The organism is uncultured Algibacter sp. (assembly GCF_947495925.1).
GTDB lineage: Bacteria > Bacteroidota > Bacteroidia > Flavobacteriales > Flavobacteriaceae > Algibacter_E.
On sequence record NZ_CANMAU010000004.1, the window covers coordinates 350,303 to 369,033 of the forward strand.

20 protein-coding genes are annotated in these 18,731 nt (G+C 33.4%); 11 read left to right on the top strand and 9 right to left on the bottom strand.

From position 1 onward, the window contains the following. Positions 1-13 precede the first annotated feature (13 nt). Complete coding sequence (locus Q0857_RS10620; RefSeq protein ID WP_298534884.1) at positions 14-970, top strand: HupE/UreJ family protein; 957 nt, start codon at positions 14-16, stop codon at positions 968-970. A gap of 90 nt (positions 971-1,060) precedes the next feature. Here Q0857_RS10620 and Q0857_RS10625 read toward each other — a convergent pair whose 3' ends face one another. Continuing rightward, entirely contained in the window at positions 1,061-1,735 is a 675-nt protein-coding gene (locus tag Q0857_RS10625; RefSeq protein ID WP_298534886.1) for an NAD-dependent deacylase, read from the bottom strand. Between the two features lie 68 nt (positions 1,736-1,803). Between Q0857_RS10625 and Q0857_RS10630 the strand changes: the two genes are divergently transcribed. Further along, positions 1,804-2,466 carry an RNA methyltransferase gene (locus tag Q0857_RS10630; RefSeq protein WP_298534889.1) on the top strand — a complete coding sequence of 221 codons (663 nt, stop codon included), beginning with the start codon at positions 1,804-1,806 and terminating at the stop codon, positions 2,464-2,466. A 6-nt stretch (positions 2,467-2,472) separates the two neighbouring features. Here Q0857_RS10630 and Q0857_RS10635 read toward each other — a convergent pair whose 3' ends face one another. Next, positions 2,473-3,249, bottom strand: a complete 777-nt coding sequence (locus tag Q0857_RS10635) for a carboxypeptidase-like regulatory domain-containing protein (RefSeq protein ID WP_298534891.1) — start codon at positions 3,247-3,249, stop codon at positions 2,473-2,475. Between the two features lie 102 nt (positions 3,250-3,351). After that, the gene (locus Q0857_RS10640) at positions 3,352-5,142 is read right to left on the bottom strand and encodes a DEAD/DEAH box helicase (RefSeq protein WP_298534893.1); all 1,791 of its coding nucleotides are present in this window, start codon (positions 5,140-5,142) and stop codon (positions 3,352-3,354) included. A gap of 404 nt (positions 5,143-5,546) precedes the next feature. Between Q0857_RS10640 and Q0857_RS10645 the strand changes: the two genes are divergently transcribed. The 3 genes from Q0857_RS10645 to Q0857_RS10655 all read left to right on the top strand — a co-directional run bounded on the left by Q0857_RS10645 (position 5,547) and on the right by Q0857_RS10655 (position 7,100). Further along, on the top strand, positions 5,547-5,876 hold the full coding sequence (locus Q0857_RS10645) for a helix-turn-helix transcriptional regulator (RefSeq protein WP_298534895.1): 330 nt from the start codon (positions 5,547-5,549) through the stop codon (positions 5,874-5,876). After that, positions 5,869-6,318: an SRPBCC domain-containing protein gene (locus Q0857_RS10650; protein WP_298534897.1), complete on the top strand. Its 450-nt coding sequence runs from the start codon at positions 5,869-5,871 to the stop codon at positions 6,316-6,318. The genes Q0857_RS10645 and Q0857_RS10650 overlap by 8 nt, the downstream gene beginning before the upstream one ends. A 101-nt stretch (positions 6,319-6,419) precedes the next feature. Next, positions 6,420-7,100, top strand: coding sequence for a uracil-DNA glycosylase family protein (locus Q0857_RS10655; protein ID WP_298534899.1), 681 nt, complete (start codon positions 6,420-6,422; stop codon positions 7,098-7,100). A gap of 102 nt (positions 7,101-7,202) precedes the next feature. On the opposite strand, the gene Q0857_RS10660 is transcribed toward Q0857_RS10655, so the two are convergent. The 5 genes from Q0857_RS10660 to Q0857_RS10680 form a co-directional block, all read right to left on the bottom strand. Next, entirely contained in the window at positions 7,203-7,640 is a 438-nt protein-coding gene (locus tag Q0857_RS10660) for a nuclear transport factor 2 family protein (RefSeq protein WP_298534901.1), read from the bottom strand. A 70-nt stretch (positions 7,641-7,710) separates the two neighbouring features. Further along, positions 7,711-8,169, bottom strand: a complete 459-nt coding sequence (locus Q0857_RS10665) for a Crp/Fnr family transcriptional regulator (RefSeq protein ID WP_298534903.1) — start codon at positions 8,167-8,169, stop codon at positions 7,711-7,713. 235 nt (positions 8,170-8,404) lie between these two features. Beyond that, a complete protein-coding gene (locus Q0857_RS10670) occupies positions 8,405-9,013 on the bottom strand; it encodes a short chain dehydrogenase (RefSeq protein ID WP_298534905.1) in 609 nt (202 codons plus the stop codon). 66 nt (positions 9,014-9,079) lie between these two features. Beyond that, complete coding sequence (locus tag Q0857_RS10675) at positions 9,080-9,643, bottom strand: Crp/Fnr family transcriptional regulator (RefSeq protein WP_298534907.1); 564 nt, start codon at positions 9,641-9,643, stop codon at positions 9,080-9,082. Positions 9,644-9,736: 93 nt separating this feature from the next. Beyond that, positions 9,737-10,036 carry a DUF1905 domain-containing protein gene (locus tag Q0857_RS10680; protein ID WP_298534909.1) on the bottom strand — a complete coding sequence of 100 codons (300 nt, stop codon included), beginning with the start codon at positions 10,034-10,036 and terminating at the stop codon, positions 9,737-9,739. 85 nt (positions 10,037-10,121) lie between these two features. Here Q0857_RS10680 and Q0857_RS10685 point away from each other — a divergent pair, with 85 nt between their 5' ends. Genes Q0857_RS10685 through Q0857_RS10705 form a run of 5 tightly spaced genes read left to right on the top strand, consistent with a single transcriptional unit; the run spans position 10,122 to position 15,915 of the window. Continuing rightward, positions 10,122-10,523 (top strand): MarR family winged helix-turn-helix transcriptional regulator, encoded by a 402-nt coding sequence (locus Q0857_RS10685; protein ID WP_298534911.1) that lies wholly within the window; start codon positions 10,122-10,124, stop codon positions 10,521-10,523. Positions 10,524-10,569: 46 nt separating this feature from the next. Beyond that, a complete protein-coding gene (locus Q0857_RS10690; protein WP_298534913.1) occupies positions 10,570-11,361 on the top strand; it encodes an SDR family oxidoreductase in 792 nt (263 codons plus the stop codon). Positions 11,362-11,370: 9 nt separating this feature from the next. Next, positions 11,371-13,701, top strand: a complete 2,331-nt coding sequence (locus Q0857_RS10695) for an MMPL family transporter (RefSeq protein WP_298534916.1) — start codon at positions 11,371-11,373, stop codon at positions 13,699-13,701. Positions 13,702-13,730: 29 nt separating this feature from the next. Then, entirely contained in the window at positions 13,731-14,534 is an 804-nt protein-coding gene (locus tag Q0857_RS10700; RefSeq protein WP_298534918.1) for an outer membrane lipoprotein-sorting protein, read from the top strand. Between the two features lie 43 nt (positions 14,535-14,577). Further along, the gene (locus Q0857_RS10705; RefSeq protein ID WP_298534920.1) at positions 14,578-15,915 is read left to right on the top strand and encodes a DUF1302 family protein; all 1,338 of its coding nucleotides are present in this window, start codon (positions 14,578-14,580) and stop codon (positions 15,913-15,915) included. A gap of 320 nt (positions 15,916-16,235) precedes the next feature. On the opposite strand, the gene Q0857_RS10710 is transcribed toward Q0857_RS10705, so the two are convergent. Next, a complete protein-coding gene (locus tag Q0857_RS10710; protein WP_298534921.1) occupies positions 16,236-17,135 on the bottom strand; it encodes a neutral zinc metallopeptidase in 900 nt (299 codons plus the stop codon). Positions 17,136-17,439: 304 nt separating this feature from the next. On the opposite strand from Q0857_RS10710, the gene Q0857_RS10715 reads away from it, so the two are divergent. Next, positions 17,440-18,729 (top strand): DEAD/DEAH box helicase, encoded by a 1,290-nt coding sequence (locus tag Q0857_RS10715; protein WP_298534923.1) that lies wholly within the window; start codon positions 17,440-17,442, stop codon positions 18,727-18,729. Positions 18,730-18,731: the final 2 nt, after the last annotated feature.

An 18,731-nucleotide genomic window follows, 5' to 3' on the forward strand; every position in this document is an offset into this window, starting at 1 on the left:
TGTATTTTGTTTAATGCTATTTTCATCAGTAAGTCATGCCCATGAAATAAGACCTGGTTTTCTTCAATTGGAACAGGTAGATGATACAAATTTTAAAGTATTTTGGAAAATTCCAAGATTGGGAGATGCCGTTCCTAAAATTTATGTTGATTTTCCAAAGACATTTAAGGTTTCCGAGTTATCAAAGCCGAATCCCATTCCAGGCTTTTTAGTTTATACTTATAAGATGCATTCTGAAAAACCGCTTAATGGGCAGGTTATAGGTGTTTTAGGGTTGGATAAAACACTAATAGATGTTTTGGTAAACATTAATTTTTTAAATGGCGAAAAGTTAACATTTATGCTTCAGCCTGATGCACCTTCAAAAGTAATTCCTGAGAAGGAATCGCTTGGTCAAACTATTAAAACGTATTTGATTTTAGGGGTTGAACATATTTTGCTCGGCATAGACCATTTACTTTTTGTTTTGGCTTTATTGCTCATAACACCAGGATTTAAAAAGCTTTTAAAAACTATTACAGCGTTTACTTTAGCTCATAGTATAACCTTGTCTTTATCTGCTCTTGGATTTGTGGGATTACCCGGGCCACCGGTTGAAGCCGTCATAGCTTTAAGCATCATATTTTTAGCGATAGAGGTTATGAAGTTTTACAAGGGTGAAACATCATTGACTATTAAATACCCATGGATAGTAGCCTTTAGTTTTGGTTTGTTACATGGTTTTGGTTTTGCAGGAGCATTAACTAACATAGGCTTGCCACAAACAACTATCCCTGCTGCGCTTTTGTTTTTCAATATAGGGGTAGAATTAGGGCAAATATTATTTATTTTAGCTGTTTTAGGCTTTATTGGATTGATGAAAAAAACGAAAATCAATTTCCCGAAATGGGTAAAATTATTACCTGTTTATGCCATTGGGTCTTTAGCTACGTTTTGGTTTATTGAGCGCGTAGTTAGCTTTTGGGTTTAATTATTTAAAACAACTGCGTGGAACTTCTTTTTTGAACTGAAGTATATGTAAATTATACAAAGGCGTTTAACGAACTCAAAATTTTACAGTTTAACTAATTAAGTCTATAACCTTTTTAACACCCTCAGTAGCGCGTTCGGCTATAACCGTTAGGTTTGCTTTACTTGTCATGTTTGGTTTTGGGTCGATAAAATAAGTAGGTGTGTTTTTTGGCGCATAATGCATTAAACTTGCCGCAGGATATACTTGCATAGAAGTGCCAATAATAACTAAGATATCGGCGGTTTCGCAAATTGTGGTTGCCTTTTCAATAAGAGGTACATCTTCACCAAACCAAACAATATGAGGCCGGAGTTGGTGTCCATTTTCACAAGTATCACCTAATACTAAATCAGATTTCCAAATTTTGATGTCGTTTGGATTTTTAGTGCTTCGTACTTTTAATAATTCGCCATGTAAATGTATTACGTTTGTACTTCCTGCACGTTCATGTAAATCATCAACATTTTGGGTTATAATACTAACCTTATAATGTTCTTCTAGAGCGGCCAAGTCAAAATGTGCTTGATTAGGTTTTACCTCAAAGAGTTGTCTTCTACGTTGGTTATAAAAGTCTAAAACCAATTCGGAGTTCGCTGTAAAACCTTCAGGAGTAGCCACTTCCATAACGTCGTGTCCTTCCCACAAACCATCGGCATCTCTAAAGGTTTTTATACCACTTTCAGCACTCATGCCGGCACCAGTTAATACTACAATATGTTTCATGAATTAAAGATAACTTTTAAAGCTACAGGTAATCATTTTTAATCAATAAACTTTCTTAATTTTGAATCATGACGGATTTAAAATTACTAGAGCATTTAGAATCTTACTTGACCGAATCTAGAAAAAATCGTTTTGATTATGTTTTATCGGAACGTACCAAGCATTTTACAGTTGCCACCGAAGATGTTTATCAATTGCATAACACCAGTGCCGTGATACGCAGTTGTGATGTGTTTGGTATTCAAGAAGTGAATATTGTGGAAGAGAAAAACTCTAAACGTATTGATCGAGAAATAGCTATGGGTGCTCAAAAATGGGTAGACCTAAACAGGTATCAATCAGTAAAAGAATGTATAGTAGACTTAAAGCAAAATGGGTATCAAATTGTGGCCACCACACCGCATACTAATGATTGTGAGTTACACGAGTTTGATGTTACTAAGAAGTCTTGTTTTTTCTTTGGAAGAGAAACGGAAGGTCTATCAGAAGATGTTATACAAGCTGCTGATAGTTTTTTAAAAATCCCTATGTACGGCTTTACAGAAAGTTTGAACATCTCTGTTTCGGCTGCTATTATTCTTCAGCATGCAACAACTAAACTCCGGCAGTCTGATGTGAACTGGCAACTATCACAAGATGAGATAAACGAAAAACGTTTAGACTGGTGTAAAAAAACCATTAAAAGTTATGATGAAATTATAGAACGGTTTTATCAGACAAATAACGGTTAAGTTCTACTAAATCTTTCTGCTTCGACCTCTGCTTAAAAGCTTATATTCCTCATAGCATTCGCTAATCGCGTCAAGAATTTGTAAGTCGTTTGCAGTTTGTATAAATCCTTTAGAGTAGTCACATTGGTTTACCATTTCATCTAAATCAATGCGGTCTACCTGTAGCAAAACCATAAGCATTTCTCTATCAAATCTTGAGGCTAATAAGTTTCTAATCTCATCATCCTCCTTCATTTTTTTGAGCTTTTTCATTTCATTTGGTTTTTTACCAAACATGCGATGCAGAAAATCGGCAGGGTTAAAAATAGATCCTATAACGTTAGTTAAACCAGATTTTTTACTGGCTTCATAACCCGTGCCTTCTAAACCAGAAATACTGTAACGGTAATTGTCATTTATAATTGGCACCTGTTTGATATCTACTTCTAAATATCCAGTAAGTCTAAGCTGATTAACAACAACTTCTTCTAGAGCTAATGCTAATTCTGTTAATTCAATTTCGGCACTTCCAAATTTTAACCAATCGTTAGTGACTCTTACTTTAATCGATTTAAAGCCTAGATAAGATAAATGAAGTGTATCGTTAACTTTTGCCGCAATAGAGAACTCTCCTTTATCATTAGTGGTTGTTCCTATTACCTGATTTAAGTTAACAATATTTACACTTTCAAGAGGTGTATCATCAGAAGAATCAATAATAACTCCAAAAACTCTATCTGTTTCTTGAGTTAAGCCAATAGCCGAAACAAAAAGCAAAGTAATAATGAGTAGATTCTTCTTCATAGAATTATTCAACGTCAATTTTTAGATAAAAGTACTAAAGAAAACCTTATTATCAGTTTCACTAGTTTTAATTTTGTCTAAAAATTAACAAATACGGCAATTTTATCGTCTAGAACGTCTAGGTCTTGAACTACCAAAGTCGCTAGAGTTTGAACGTCTTGGTTTAGAATTTCCTTCAGAGCGTCTTCTTTCACCTCGGTTTCCAGACGCACCTTTTTTGTCGTTACGTTTTCTGCCGTCACGTTTTCCTCCACCGCGTCTGTCGTTGCGTCTTCCTCCGCCACCACGGTTTTCAGAAACTTCTACATTTACAAAACGACCTTCATGCTTAAAGTCGGTAAAATGAGCAAGCACTTTTTCTTTTAACTCATTTTCAGTATTAAAAAATGAGAAGCTATCTTTAGTTTCCACTTTAAATACATCATCTCTTCCTATGTTTAATTGTTCTTTTAAGAAATCTTTCAACTTCATCCAATCAAAACCATCTTTTCCGCCAACGTTTATAAAGTATCTCGTAGAGTTTTTACTGCCCCTAAAATCACGTCCGCCTTCTCTATCACTGGAGCTTTCAGAAACATTTAAGTTTTTAGATTTCTTATAGTAGTTGTAGAAACGTGTAAACTCAACCGAGAAGAATTTTTTAATCAATTCTTCTTTAGTTGTGTCTTCAAACATGCTATTAATACTAGTTAGGTATTTATCAATTTCGTGATTAATTTCAGTATTATGAATTTTATTGGCAAGAGACATGAGTTGTACTTCACAGATTTCCATACCGTCTGGAATGTCTTTCTTCTCAAACTGTTTCTTTATAATGCGCTCAATACTTTTTATTTTACGAACTTCACTTTTAGAAACAATTACCATTGAAACTCCAGTTTTTCCCGCACGACCAGTTCTACCAGAACGGTGCGTATAGGTTTCAATTTCGTCTGGTAATTGGTAATTTATTACGTGAGTTACATCGTCAACATCAATACCACGTGCAGCAACATCGGTGGCTACTAACATTTGTATTTGGTTTTTTCTAAAGGCGTTCATTACTAAATCACGCTGATTCTGACTTAAATCACCATGTAAAGCACCGGCATTATAACCATCTTCAATTAAGTTTTCGGCAACCTTTTGGGTATCACGTTTTGTTCTACAAAATACCACAGAGAAAATATCTGGATTTGCATCCGCCAAACGTTTTAAAGCTTGGTATCTATCTCTAGCATTTACCAAATAGTATTCGTGCGATACATTGCTTGTACTTTCGTTTTTATTCCCAACTGTAATTTCTTGGGGAGCGTGCATAAAGTTTTTGGCTATAGCTGCAACTTCGCGAGGCATGGTTGCAGAAAATAACCAAGTACTTTTATCTGTAGGGGTGTGCGAGAGGATATCGGTAATATCTTCTTTAAAGCCCATGTTCAGCATCTCATCAGCTTCATCTAAAACAGAATACTGAATTTTAGAAATATCAACCAAACGTCTGTTAATCATATCTTTCATACGTCCAGGAGTAGCTACAATAATTTGGGCTCCACGTTTAATTTCACGTGCTTGATCTGTTATACTCGATCCACCATAAACGGCCACTACATTAAGCCCTTTACAATACTTACCATACAATTTCATTTCGTTCGTAATTTGTAAACAGAGTTCTCTGGTAGGTGATAAAATTAATCCTTGAGTAGTTCTACTATCTACATCAATTTTTGCTAGCATAGGAAAACCAAAAGCAGCGGTTTTACCGGTACCTGTTTGGGCTAATGCCACTAAATCGGTTTCAGAATCTAGTAAAATAGGGATGGCTTTTTCTTGTACTTCACTTGGTTTTGTAAACCCTAAATCTGTAATTGCTTGTAATAGATCGTCATTAAGACCCAAATCTTGAAATGTGCTCATTTTTGTTTAATGTATGCGATTTGTTATGTGGTGTTACATAAAGAAGTGCATCGACATACTTAACCTTAAACTTCTAGTAACACATCCTCACCCTGAGGAATTCAAACTCATCTTATTGAGTTTCAAGCGGCAAAGATACACTATTTTTTGTCATGCAATAAGAATTAATGAATCTCTAAATGTTTTGATAATTTGGGCGTTACCACAAGGGTCGAGCTTTCCGTTGCAAGTCCACGCTCGTACCTCACTGTAGGTTTTTCACTTCAAGCCCTAACGCAGGCATACTTTTACATTAGAGTTACTTTTTAAAGATCTAAGATGTAATTTTTTTAAATATTATTAGATTTTATTTGCGTAACCGAATAGTTACATTTATATTTGTAACCAATTGGTTACTTAAAATTATGAGAAGAGATGTTTTTCAAGCTATTGCAGATCCAATACGACGAGATATTATTGAACTACTATCAAAAGAATCGTTAAGCGTAAACGATGTGGCGAATAAGTTTGAAATAAGCAGACCTGCTATTTCAAAACATTTAAAAATACTAAATGAGTGTGGAATAATAAGTTTTAATCAAGTAGGGAGAGAGCGTTTATGCTTAATACAGCCGGAAGAATTAATCCCTGCGTTTTTATGGATAAAACAATATAACCAATTGTGGGAGGATAGAATTGATAATTTCGAAAATTATATAAACATAATACAATCAAAAAACAATAGAGATGAGTGATTTAAACAGTAGAACATTAACCATTGAAAAAACTTTTAATGCTCCTTTAAAAGTAGTCTGGGATACCTGGATTCAAGCAGAACACATCGTGAAATGGTGGGCACCAAAAGGAATGAATGTAGAAGTTCTAGAGCACGATTTTAATGTTGGTGGTACATGGAAATATAATATGCCTATGCCGGATGGTAGTGCGTTTATTTCTGAAGGTACTTATAAACAAATTATTGAGTTTGAGAAAATAGTAACCTCTGCAGATTTTAAGCCTATGACCGAAAAAGTTGAGCTAATAGTCTTGTTTGAAGCAGATGGAAACCAAACAAAATTTAAGTTTAGTGTTGTTCATGCCACACCCGAATATTGCAGGCAACAAGAAGAAATGGGCTTTTATAATGGTTGGGGGTCTGCTTTTGAGCGCTTAAAAGATATAGTAGAGGCGTTATAGTTTTTTATCACGTTTTCAATAGTTGAAAGTATTTCTTGATGTTTAAATCATTATTTTTATAACATTTAAAATCTTTTTTTAGTCTTAAAAGACCAATAAATTTGTTTAAACATAAACATCCTTATAAACCATTTATTAAACCGGACACTACAAAACTCATTGTCGGGACTTTGCCACCGCCACGATTTTCAACAGGTGAACTGTTAGAAAAAGATGTTGATTTTTGTTATGGTAGTTATTACAATTCGCTTTGGTTATTTATAGATAAAATTCACAATCTGAATTTGCGATATGATAATTCTTTTGCAGCCGTTGAGGAGCGTAAACAATTTTTAATAAAGCATAAAATTGGGGTTTGCGATATAGTTGATAGCGCCGAACGCGATAAAATAGATGCCTCGGATTTAGGTATGAAAAATATTAAATTAAGAGATGTGATTGGTTATATAAAACAACACTCTAAGATTGATACCATTTTATTTACGGGAGGGAATAGTAAAAACGGACCTGAATATTTTTTTAGAAAACATTTGAAAGATTATAACTTAAAACTAGAGTTGGTAAATAATGAAGTCCCTAGAATACATAAATTCGTTATACCTAAAGATGTGCAGGAGCCAGTTGAATTTAAACGAATTATAAAAACAGTATCTCTTACATCGGGTTCTGGTGCTGCTAATATATCTATAAGTCGACTATCACTCTATAAACAATTAAAAGCTAAAGACCCAAAATTCAATACATTTGACTTTAGAGTGATGCAGTATCGGGAGTTTTTTTAAAGAGTTTGTTAACGATTTTTTCCAGGGCTTTTTGCTGAAAATGAGTAGTCATTTTCAGCAGTACCCCAAAGATATAGACTAAGCGTTGTTGTCAATAATTATTTACTTTTCCATCTGCTCATAAAGTTTTCGCCATTTAGAAGTATCATAAATCATATTAGATTCTTTTATAAGCCCATCTTCAATTTTAAACCATTCGGTTGCTGTGTTCGATTCCAGACCTTCAATAGATGATTTGAACTCATAGAAAACAGCTACCCAATTTCCATTTTCGGCAATATTGATAATCTCTACACCTGTTATTACTGCTCCAATTTCTTGAGCTAATGCAAGAAATTCTGCTTTAGAGTTTAATGCTACCATTGGGTTTTTAAATTTATAGTCATCGGCTAATAAAGCTAAGGATGTTTGAATCTGTTCAGGGTTGTTAAATCCATTTAAAAACGTGGTTACAATGTTTTGGTTTGTCTTGGTTTCATTTTTTTGAGCAAAAACATTTAATGTAAATGTTAAAAGTCCAATTACTAATAGTTGTTTCATCGATTTTATTATTTATTTCTAACAAAATTCTTAAAAACAGAGCATCTAAATCTTGGTATAGACCAAGATTTTAAATGGTAATGGAGTTAATTAACTTGCTAAAGTTTGTAGGATCAATACGCAAATAGGATGAAAGATCTTTTTGAGGAATCATATTAAACAAATGAGGGCTTCTTTGGGCAAACGTTTTGAAACGCGTTTCCATATTATAGGCCATTAATTCATGGTGCCTTTCAATGATACCCAGTAAAAAAGATTCTGTAATTTTTCTAAAAAGGCATTCAAGTTCTCTATGCATTTTTATGAGTTTAGCATGTTCTGTATATGATATGCGTAAAAAACTACTATCGGTAATTGTTTCTAAATAGTATTTAGAAGGTGTTTGTGTAAGAAACGATTCTACAATGCCACTAAATGATGGTGAATAGGCAAAAAACATAACATGCTGCTTTCCTTCATTTAAATAGTATGACTTTTGAATGCCATCGTTTACAAAATATAAGTAGCGCTCTACATGGCCACATTCCATTATTATTGATTTTTAGGGAACTGAAAATTCTGACCAATGAGAGATATATTCTTCTAGAATTGATTCATTTACTTTATAAAATTTGGATAGGTATTCTTTCAAGATATAATAAAATTATTATTAATAAGTTGTTTACACAAATAAGCTATTTACAAATTACAGTATAATCAAAAAAAAACTTAAAAAGTGATTTGAATTCACTTTCAAACCACTTTTTCTATTTGGATTCGTTTTTTTAAGCATCCACAAAAATGACTTGACCTGTTATAAACCCATCAACAGAGCGTTCAAATGCTTTTCCTACTAAGGCACCAGAAACGGGTTGAAATCCTGGCATCATTTCTCCATATAATCCCCAAGCTTCCTCTATTACCGTTGGGTTTATAGCATTTATTCTAATACCTCTTGGCATTTCAAAAGCAACACATTTTACAAACGTATCAATGGCACCACTTGTTGTGGCATCTGCGATTGCCGTTGGAAGTGGTTTGATGTTTAAAATTCCCGAAATTAATGAGAAAGAACCATGGTCTGAGATGTATTCTTGGCCTATACGCACAATATTGATCTGCCCCATCATTTTACTCAAAATAGTATTCATCCATTGTGCTTCTGTCATTTCAGTAAAATTAGCGTATTCACAAGTACCAACAGCGTTTACAACAGCATCAAAATGACCTACGTCTTGGTATAATTTTCGTAAAGAGGCTTCACATGTAATGTCAACTTTATAATCATAGTTATCTGTTGAGTGACCAGCGGTTATAACCTTGTGATTTCTTAAGCCTGTTCTTGCTGCTTGACCAATTTTTCCATTTGCCCCAATTAAAATTATAGTTTTCATATAGTATTTGTTTTTTAATTATACACAAACGTATTGTGTAAATAGGGGGTACTATAGGACATTTGTCTAAAAGGAGATATTTGCTCGTATTCTGCTTAGATGCCGCTGTGTAATTCCCAAATATGAAGCTAGATAATTAAGAGGTATTAACTGTAAATATTCAGGATTATTAATCATTAAATCGTTGTATCGCTTTTCTGCATTTTCTTTTTGAAGGATAAAAATTCTTTGTTCCATTTTAATATATTCTTGCTCTGCAATGCATTTGAAAAACTTTAACCAATTAATATTTGAGCGCTCTAATTTTAAAATCTCTTCTTTAGGTATGATTAACAATTCAGCATCTGTTAAAGCTTGAATATTCTCGGCTGTTTTGGTTTGAGACAAAAATGAAGAATAAGCACTAATAAAGGAATTGGAAAAAGTAAAACAGTAAGTTACTTCTTCTTCTAATGAAGAATAATAAAAAGATCTAAATATCCCAGAAATTACAAACCCTATTTCTTTACACGTATAACCTTCTTTAATGAAAAAATCTCCTTTCTTTATTCTCTTATAAGTTGTTTTACTTTCAAATAAATTGATATCATCATTTGAGAGTATATTAAATGATTTTAAATAATCCTTCATTTATAATTTGTACAATGGTCTATATTTACTTTAAAAAGAAAATTTGTTAGAGTAGTGATATGAAATTGTTGTAATACAACACCCCGTTTTTCTTCATATCAGAACGTTTACATGAATTATGTCGTCTAATTGCAAATATGCTTTTTTTCTAATTTCGGCCTTTACGGGGAGCAAATAAGTATTCGATTTAGTATCAAACCATATGGCGGTATTCCATTCTAAATTATTAATAATGGCAACTGCTTTCATGCGGCCCCAACCTTCTTCTTGCCATTTAAGGTGTTCTCTAATTTCCTTTGAGATGTCTTTAGGTAACGATACAAAAAACCATCCTCCAGATGAGGCGTCTTTCCATAATTTAGCTGAAAACTTATAATTAATTTTAGCTTGCATTCTAATAATTTTTATCAAAAGTAATAATTTATGTTGTATCTACAACATTTTTTATATATTTGCATTGATTTTAGTATGTAAAAGAATGAAATACGACGTAGAACAATGTATTGGAAATAGACTAAGATGTTTGTCTCGTATCCTAGATAACAAATTTAGAATAATGCTTAAAGACTTTAATATTACAGAAAGTCAATTAAGCATTTTATTTGCATTGTCTAAGTTAGGTAAAACAGAACAAGGTAAAATAGGAGAGGCGCTATTTTTAGAACGATCTACTGTGAGTAGAAACGTAAAATTGTTAGAAAGTAGAGGGATTTTATCGCGTACGGATGCTTACCGGCCAGAAATTGAAATAACAAAACAGGGTGATGTATTGTTACAACAAATTTTACCTATTTGGGAGTCACTAATGGATGGTATATGTAATACACTGGGAGAAGAGGGCTTATATGGCTTAAAAACTTTAGAGCAAAAATTGAATTAAAAAAATTTTAACCATAATGTTGTATATACAACATAAAGCAATTTAAATGAACAAAAATAAATATGGCCCTTGGGTTATTGTAACAGGGGCGTCGTCCGGAATAGGTAAAGCATTTGTAGAGAAAATAGCAGCAATGGGTTTTAACCTCATAATTGTAGCAAGAAATGAGGATAAGTTACACCAACTAAAAAATAGCTTGATAAAGCATTTTCAAATTGGCATTAAGGTATTGATTGCTGATTTAACAACAGAAGAAGGTATTCATCATGTTATAAAGCAAACTGAAGCTCTTGAAGTAGGTTTACTTATTAATAACGCAGGTCGAGAAGACTCGAATCACTTTCTTGAAATTAATAAAAAAGATCATACTCAAACTATTGATTTGAATATTAAAGCCCCTTTGTTATTAGCGCATCATTTTGGTACTAAAATGGCAAATAGAAAGCGAGGAGGCATTATAAACATGTCCTCAATTGTAGCTTTTCAAGGTGTGCCTTATATCTCAAATTATGCCGCTACAAAGTCGTATAACTTGATTTTTTCAGAAGGGCTTTCAGCAGAATTTAGCAAACATAATATTGATGTTTTAGCGGTAACACCAGGTTTTACAGCAACAAATCTCGCAAGTGTTTACGATTTTAAAGGAACGCCATTTAAGCCTTTAGAACCTTCGTTTGTTGTAACGGAAGCACTAAATGCTTTAGGGAAAAAGCGTGTAGTTATACCTGGAGGGATTAATAAGTTTCTCTTTTTAAGTGGAAAATTTCTCTTCTCACGTAAACTCAACACAACATCTTTTGGAATGGTATTTAAAAAAGTACTCAGAAAAATATTATAAAATTCAATTATGACAACTAAAAACAACAAAGCAGTTTCATTTTTCAACTATGTAACTTCCAACCATAGAATTATACTTTTTTTTAGTGTTCTACTTATTATTGGAAGCGCCATATTTATTCCTAAAATGACCAAGGATACAAGTTATGATGCGTTTTTGCCAAAAGATGATCCCATTCTAAGATTTAGAAATAAGACTAAGGACGTTTTTGGATTAAAAGATCCTATGGTTATAGCCATCGTTAATGAAGATGGCGTGTTTAATGTAGAGACGCTAAAACTAGTTCAAGAATTAAGTGATGCGCTTCAGACTGTGAAGGGGATTGATCCAGATCAAATAACTAGCCTTTATACCGAAAATAATATTGTTGGTACCAAAGATGGGTTGGATGTAAACCCCTTTTATGAGATTGATAACTTGTCTATTGATACAGCTAAAGACGTAAAAGAAGCAATTGATGATTTTGAATTGTATCAAGGGAGTTTAGTTTCAAAAGATCATACCACAACACTTATCCTTGCAGAAATGCTAGATAGTTATGATAAAAAGCAGCATGAAGTTTATAAGAGTCTTATTAAGTTGTTGGATGGCCATACATCTCATAATTCAAAATTGTATTTGGCCGGCGAAGGAGCCGTAAGTGGTTACTTAATTAAGTATATCGATGAAGATGCCATGAAGACCAATCCATTTGCAGCCTTAGTTATATCTATCATTTTAATTATTGCGTATAGAAGATTAAGAGGCGTTATTATACCCAATATTATGGTGTTAGCTTCAGTAGGAATTGCTTTAGGTACTATGGCTGCTTTTGGCGTAGATTTTTACGTTATTACCAATGGCTTACCCGTAGTATTAATAGCCATTGCTGTAGCAGATGGTATTCATATTTTGGGTGAATATTATGAGGCTGCCTCGTTACATCCAGATTATTCTCAAAAGGAATTAGTTATACACACCATGGTAAATATGTGGAGACCCATTGTAATAACTTCCGTAACTACAATAGCCGGATTTTTGGCAGTTTCTGTATCGTCTTATATGCCACCAATGACTTATTTTGGTTTATTTGGAGCTTTAGGTGTTTTCGTAGCTTTAGTATATGCGATTTTCTTTATTCCTTCTGCACTAATGCTCGTAAAACCTCAAACAAGTCGCGCTTACAGTGCAAGTAAAAGTGTAGATGGGTTCGGTAAAATAATGGAATTTGTAGGAGTTTGGGTTACACGATATCCTAAGTTAATATTAGGGATTGCTTTTCTAGTGATTTTATTCGGAATTAATGGTGCTTTTAAACTGGAAATAAATGAAGATAGAATTACCAACTTCCAGTCTGAAGAACCAATAGTAAAAGCTGATGCTATAATTAATTCAAAAACAGATGGCACGTCTTATCTAGATATTTATATTGAAACGCCAGAAAATGAAGATATTTTCAATCCTGATAATCTTTTAAAAATACAGGCTTTACAAAATTATGCAGAAACGTTTCCCCATGTAAAAGGAAGCATTTCGATTGTAGATTTTCTAAAAAAAATGAATCAATCGTTGCATGAAAATAATCCAGAATATTATAAGATTCCTAAAAATAAAGATCTAATAGCTCAATACTTTTTACTGTATTCAGCAAGTGGAGATCCTACAGATTTTGATAATTATGTAGATTACGATTACCGTCTTGCAAATATCAGATTACGTATGGATACGGGTAAGTACGAATTTGAAAAGCCCGTAGTCGATGCCATAAATTCATATTTGGAGCGTGATTTTAATAGCGATGCTATAAAGGCAACTACCACAGGAAAAGTTACTGTAGACGCATATTGGATAAATCGATTAGGGTTCAATCATTTTTTAGGAGCTGGATTAGCATTATTAGTTGTTTTGTTGGTTAGCGCTCTTAGCTTTAGATCTTTTACTGCGGGTTTATTAACTATAATTCCCGTGTCAATTTCTGTACTGTTTATTTATACCGTCATGGGATTACTAAATATTTGGTTAGCGGTTGGAACTTCGATGTTTGCGGCAATTGCCATAGGGATTGGGGTCGATTTCGCAGTACATACAGTTGATAGGTTAAAATTTCTTTTAAATGACCAAGGCTTACCTGTTAAAAAGGCTTATTCTGAATTTTATAAATCTGCAGGACGTGCTTTATTATTTAATTTTTTAGCCTTAGCTCTCGGATTCAGTGTTTTAATGACAAGTTCAGTCCCACCACTAAGTAAGTTTGGATTTCTAGTTGCTGTAGCTGTTTCTGTTAGCTTCATTGGTAGTATGACTCTATTGCCAGCTATTGTATTAGTAACTAAACCCAAATTTTTCAAAATTCAGAATTAGTAAAAAATAATAGTAAAACAATTTAAATTATGAAGACATATAAAATTATTTCATTAGCGGTATTAACGATAATGGTAACGATAGGAACTAATGCCCAAAATTTACCATCAGGACAAAGTATTGCAAAAAAAACACATGAAAGGAATGAAGGGATTTCAATGAAAAGAAAGCTAACTATGGAGCTTAAAGATAAGCGTGGGAAAATTAGAATTAGAGAGACAATTTCTTTAAGGAAGTATTATGGTAAAGAAAAACGTCTAGCCATATTTTACGAAACACCAAGAAGCGTTCAAGGGACAGCATTTTTAACTTTTGATTATCCAGAACCTTCGGTAGATGATGACCAATGGTTGTATATGCCTGCATTACGGAAAACACGTCGAATTTCTGCTGCAAATCGCGGGGATTATTTTCTGGGAACGGACCTTACATATGAAGATATAAAATTAGAAACACGAATTAGTTTAGACGATTATAACTACAAAACTTTAGGCAAAGAAACTATTGAAGGTCAGGCATGTTTTATTGTTGAAGGCACCCCTGTTTCAGAAGAAATAGCCAAAGAATTAGGCTATGGAAAAGTGAAGTTTTGGGTGGATGCTAAGATTTGGATGTTGAGAAAAGCTGAAAGTTGGGATGTTGCCAAAAATCACTTAAAAACCATACAGATAAAAGATGTCAAAGAAGTTCAGGGTATTTGGACCTATCATAAAATAGTAGTCAAAAATCATAAAACGGGTCATGAAACCATATTTCTAAACAGTGATATTGATTATAAAACAAATATCAGTGATGATACTTTTACCAAAGAATCTTTAATCAACGGTTTATAAGACTACAACTTCTAAAATTAGAGTAATAATTAAAATATAAATTGTGTTCAAGACATATCCCCTAGTTATTATTTTCCTATTCCTATGTTTAAAGAGTATCTCGCAAGAAGACAAACAAAAATTTAAAGATGCTTTTAAGGCTAGTTTAGTTACTGTAACAGATTTTTCATATGAATTTAAAGGCGATAAGATGCAAAAATCAGAAATCATCTTAAAACCAAAATTTACATATCGTATTAATAATATATCGAAGTTAGTTTTTATAGGTCAAGTATATTCGGAGTTGAATGATAATTTAGAACCAGGAAAGTCGAAAGATCATACTGTTTCTAAATGGAGTAGACGTTTGTTTATTGGAGACCGAACGAATCTTGAATTAAGAGAATTATATTATCAGACTAAAATAGGTGGAAACTTTAGAATTATGTTAGGGAAACAACAAATTGTTTGGGGTGAAACAGATGGACTAAAGCTTTTAGATGTTGTCAACCCGCAAAATTTTAGAGAATTTATTTTGGATGGTTTTGAAGATAGTAGAATCCCTTTATGGTCATTAAAAAGTGAATTTGATTTAGATGATATTGCTGTACAATTGGTTTGGATTCCCGATAACACATATCACATTATTCCAAATTTTGATGCACCTTATTTTACATCAAGTTTATTTCCCAAACCACCTGAAGGTGTATCAACCATTTTCGGACAAGTAGATAGACCCACCCGCTTTCTAAAAGATTCTGATGCAGGTATTAAACTAAGTACCTTTAGGAGTGGGTGGGATATTTCTATAAACTATTTTTATTATTATGAAGATTTACCGGCGTTTTATAACAGATTGGATTTAGGTAGTCCAAGTGGTCCCAGTTTAATCATTGAACCGGAATATGAAAGACAACATTTAATAGGAGGAACCTTTAATAAGGTTCTAGGCTCTTCTACGTTAAGAGGTGAAATTGCCTATGTTTTTGATCAAAATTTTATCACTACAGACCCGAATATTTATAATGGTATTGTAACATCTCATGTTTATAAATCGGCATTTGGTATAGATTATATAAAAGGCGAACATATAATTAGTGCTCAGTTGTTTAGTAATATTATTTCTGATAGGATCTCAGTATATAATAGAGATCGATTTGAAACAAATACCTCCTTAAAATTATCGCGAGATATGATGAATGATAATTTAACTGCCGATATTTTATGGATTCAAAATTACAATCATGGAGATGGATATGTTAGACCGCAATTAAGCTATTGGATAAACTCCTCAGTGCAATTACTATTGGAAAGCACTATTTTCTATGGGAATACGAATCAACTTTTTGGGCAGTTTCAGGATCGAAATAGGGTGTCTATTGGTATGAAGTGGGGAATCTAAATTTTTTAAGTAATGAGATTTTACATAAAACTAATATATTAATGAGAGATAAAGATGTTTTTTGAGAATTAATTCTCTGATCTAATAAAAGGATGATAGTTTTTTTCAAGCGTATAATTAATTGTTAATAACAATCGATAATGAATCGTTTTACTATTGAAACAGGCTTAATAGAGGTGCTTTATACCCAGCGGTAAATTAAGTTTGCAATTTTACGATGACTTAATGGCGTAAAACCTGATATTTCTATTCCTTTTAGAATAAAATTCATTCTTAAAAAAGACAGAAGGCACTCTGGAAATCTATTAATTTAATATGGATTAAAGACTATTAGCACTGAACGTATCTCCTTGAGAAATATCGCCAGTATCAAAACCTTTTTTAAACCATCGCATGCGTTGCTCAGAAGTACCATGTGTAAAAGAATCAGGAACCACCCTACCTGAGGAATTTTTCTGTAATCGATCATCACCAATAGCATTGGCAGCATTTAAGGCTTCTTCTAAATCTCCTGCTTCCATCATTTGTGTCATACGCTGAGAGTGATGTGCCCAAACCCCAGCAAGAAAATCGGCCTGAAGTTCTAGTTTTACCGAGTATTTGTTGTATTCGGTTTTGCTAACCTGACCACGCAATTTATTCATCTCATCCGTAATACCCATAATTTTTTGAATATGGTGTCCAACTTCATGAGCAATCACATATGCTTGAGCAAAATCGCCAGGTGCATTTAATTGACGTTCCATATCATTAAAAAAACTCAAATCTATATAGAGTTTTTCGTCACCAGGACAGTAAAATGGACCCGTAGCACTTGAAGCATTTCCGCAGGCCGAAGACACAGAACCTGAAAATAAAACTAATGTTGGGTTACGGTAATTACTTAAAAGGCTATTCCAAACATCTTCGGTATTGGCCAAAATAGTTGAGCTAAATGCAGCCAATTTATTCTCTTTTTCCGATCCTTGATAGGGCACTGAACTTTCGGTTTGAGGACTACCACCGGTAAAAAACTGACCTAGAATACTTAAGGGATTATTGCCTGTTGCAAAGGAGATCACTAAAAAAACACCAACGATTACTAAGCCTGTTTTTGAAAAAAGAAGCTTAATTAAAGGCCCTAATAGCATAGGATTAAAACCACCTAAACCAGTTCGAGGACTGCGCTGTCCTCTTCGGTCATCAACATTTGAACTTCTTCGCTTTCCTTGCCATTTCATAATTACTTTGTTTTTATTGAAAAAATTTCCCCTCCAATTTACTTATAATTTAAAAGCGAGTGAAATTTATTGCGCAGAAATTCTTTTTGATGATAATTATAAAATTATGTGCATGCTGCAATATGTTATAATAATATTATGAAATAATATTATGAAGATAAAATCTACTTTAACTTAATATAATGATATAAACAAATGGGCATCGTGTAAAATTGCTGTACATTCGCAGCTTAATTTAAAGAGGTGGTATTATTTATAGATTGTCATCTCAAATACCCGATGAAGGGTTTTATAAACAATTTATATGTCATTCGAATCTCTAGGCTTATCTAAAGCCTTGCTAAAAGCTATTAGCAAAAAAGGATATACTACTCCAAGTCCGATCCAACAAAAAGCAATTCCTCCTGTTTTAGAGGGGCATGATGTTTTGGCATCAGCACAAACGGGAACAGGAAAAACAGCAGGTTTTACATTACCTCTTTTACATACACTTTCTGAAAACCCAAAGCAAAAGTTCAGACCAATTAGGGCTTTGATACTAACACCAACTCGCGAGTTAGCAGCACAAGTTTATGCCAATGTACGCGAGTATAGTGAGTTTTTAAATTTGAGAAGTGCAGTTATTTTTGGAGGCGTTAATCAAAAACCTCAGACAGCTACAATTCGCCAAGGTGTAGATGTTCTAGTAGCAACCCCAGGGCGCTTATTAGATTTACAAAGTCAAGGATTATTATCGTTAAAGCGCATAGAGATTTTTGTTTTAGATGAAGCAGATAGAATGCTTGATATGGGGTTTTTAAGAGATATCCAGAAAGTGATTGATTCGATGCCGGAAAAGCGTCAGAATTTGATGTTTTCTGCCACTTTTTCAAAAGATATCAAGAAGTTAGCTCATGGTATTTTAAATCATCCTGTTCAGGTTGAAGCGACTCCAGAGAATACAACGGTTGAAGCTATAAGTCAAAAAGTTTATAGAGTTGCAAAAGGTTTAAAAACAGGATTGATTATTAAACTGATTTCAGAAGGGAACTGGCATCAAGTATTGGTGTTTACTAGAACCAAGCATGGAGCAAATAGGCTTTCCGAAAAAATGGTAAAATCGGGTATTACTGCTGCCGCTATTCATGGAAATAAAAGTCAAGGGGCGAGAACGAAAGCTTTAGCAGGTTTTAAAAGTGGAAAAGTTAGGGTTCTAGTGGCTACAGATATAGCAGCTAGAGGATTGGATATTCCATTATTACCTCATGTTATTAATTTTGAATTGCCAAATGTGTCAGAAGATTATGTGCATAGAATTGGTAGAACCGGTAGAGCAGGAGCAAAGGGTGAAGCATTATCTTTAGTGAGTGCCGATGAAACTTCTTTTTTAAGAGGTATTGAAAAGCTGATTGATATGAAATTGCCTATTGAAATTATAGAAGGTTTTGAGCCTGATCCTAATGCTTCTACAGCACCTATAAAGCAAGGTCAAGGACGTCAAAGACGCAATTCTAGCCAAGGAGGTCATTCACATTCTAAGAATAATTCAAATAGAAACAATAATAGAGGAAATAAGTCTCGAAGACCTAGACGTGGTAATGATCATCGTAATTAATA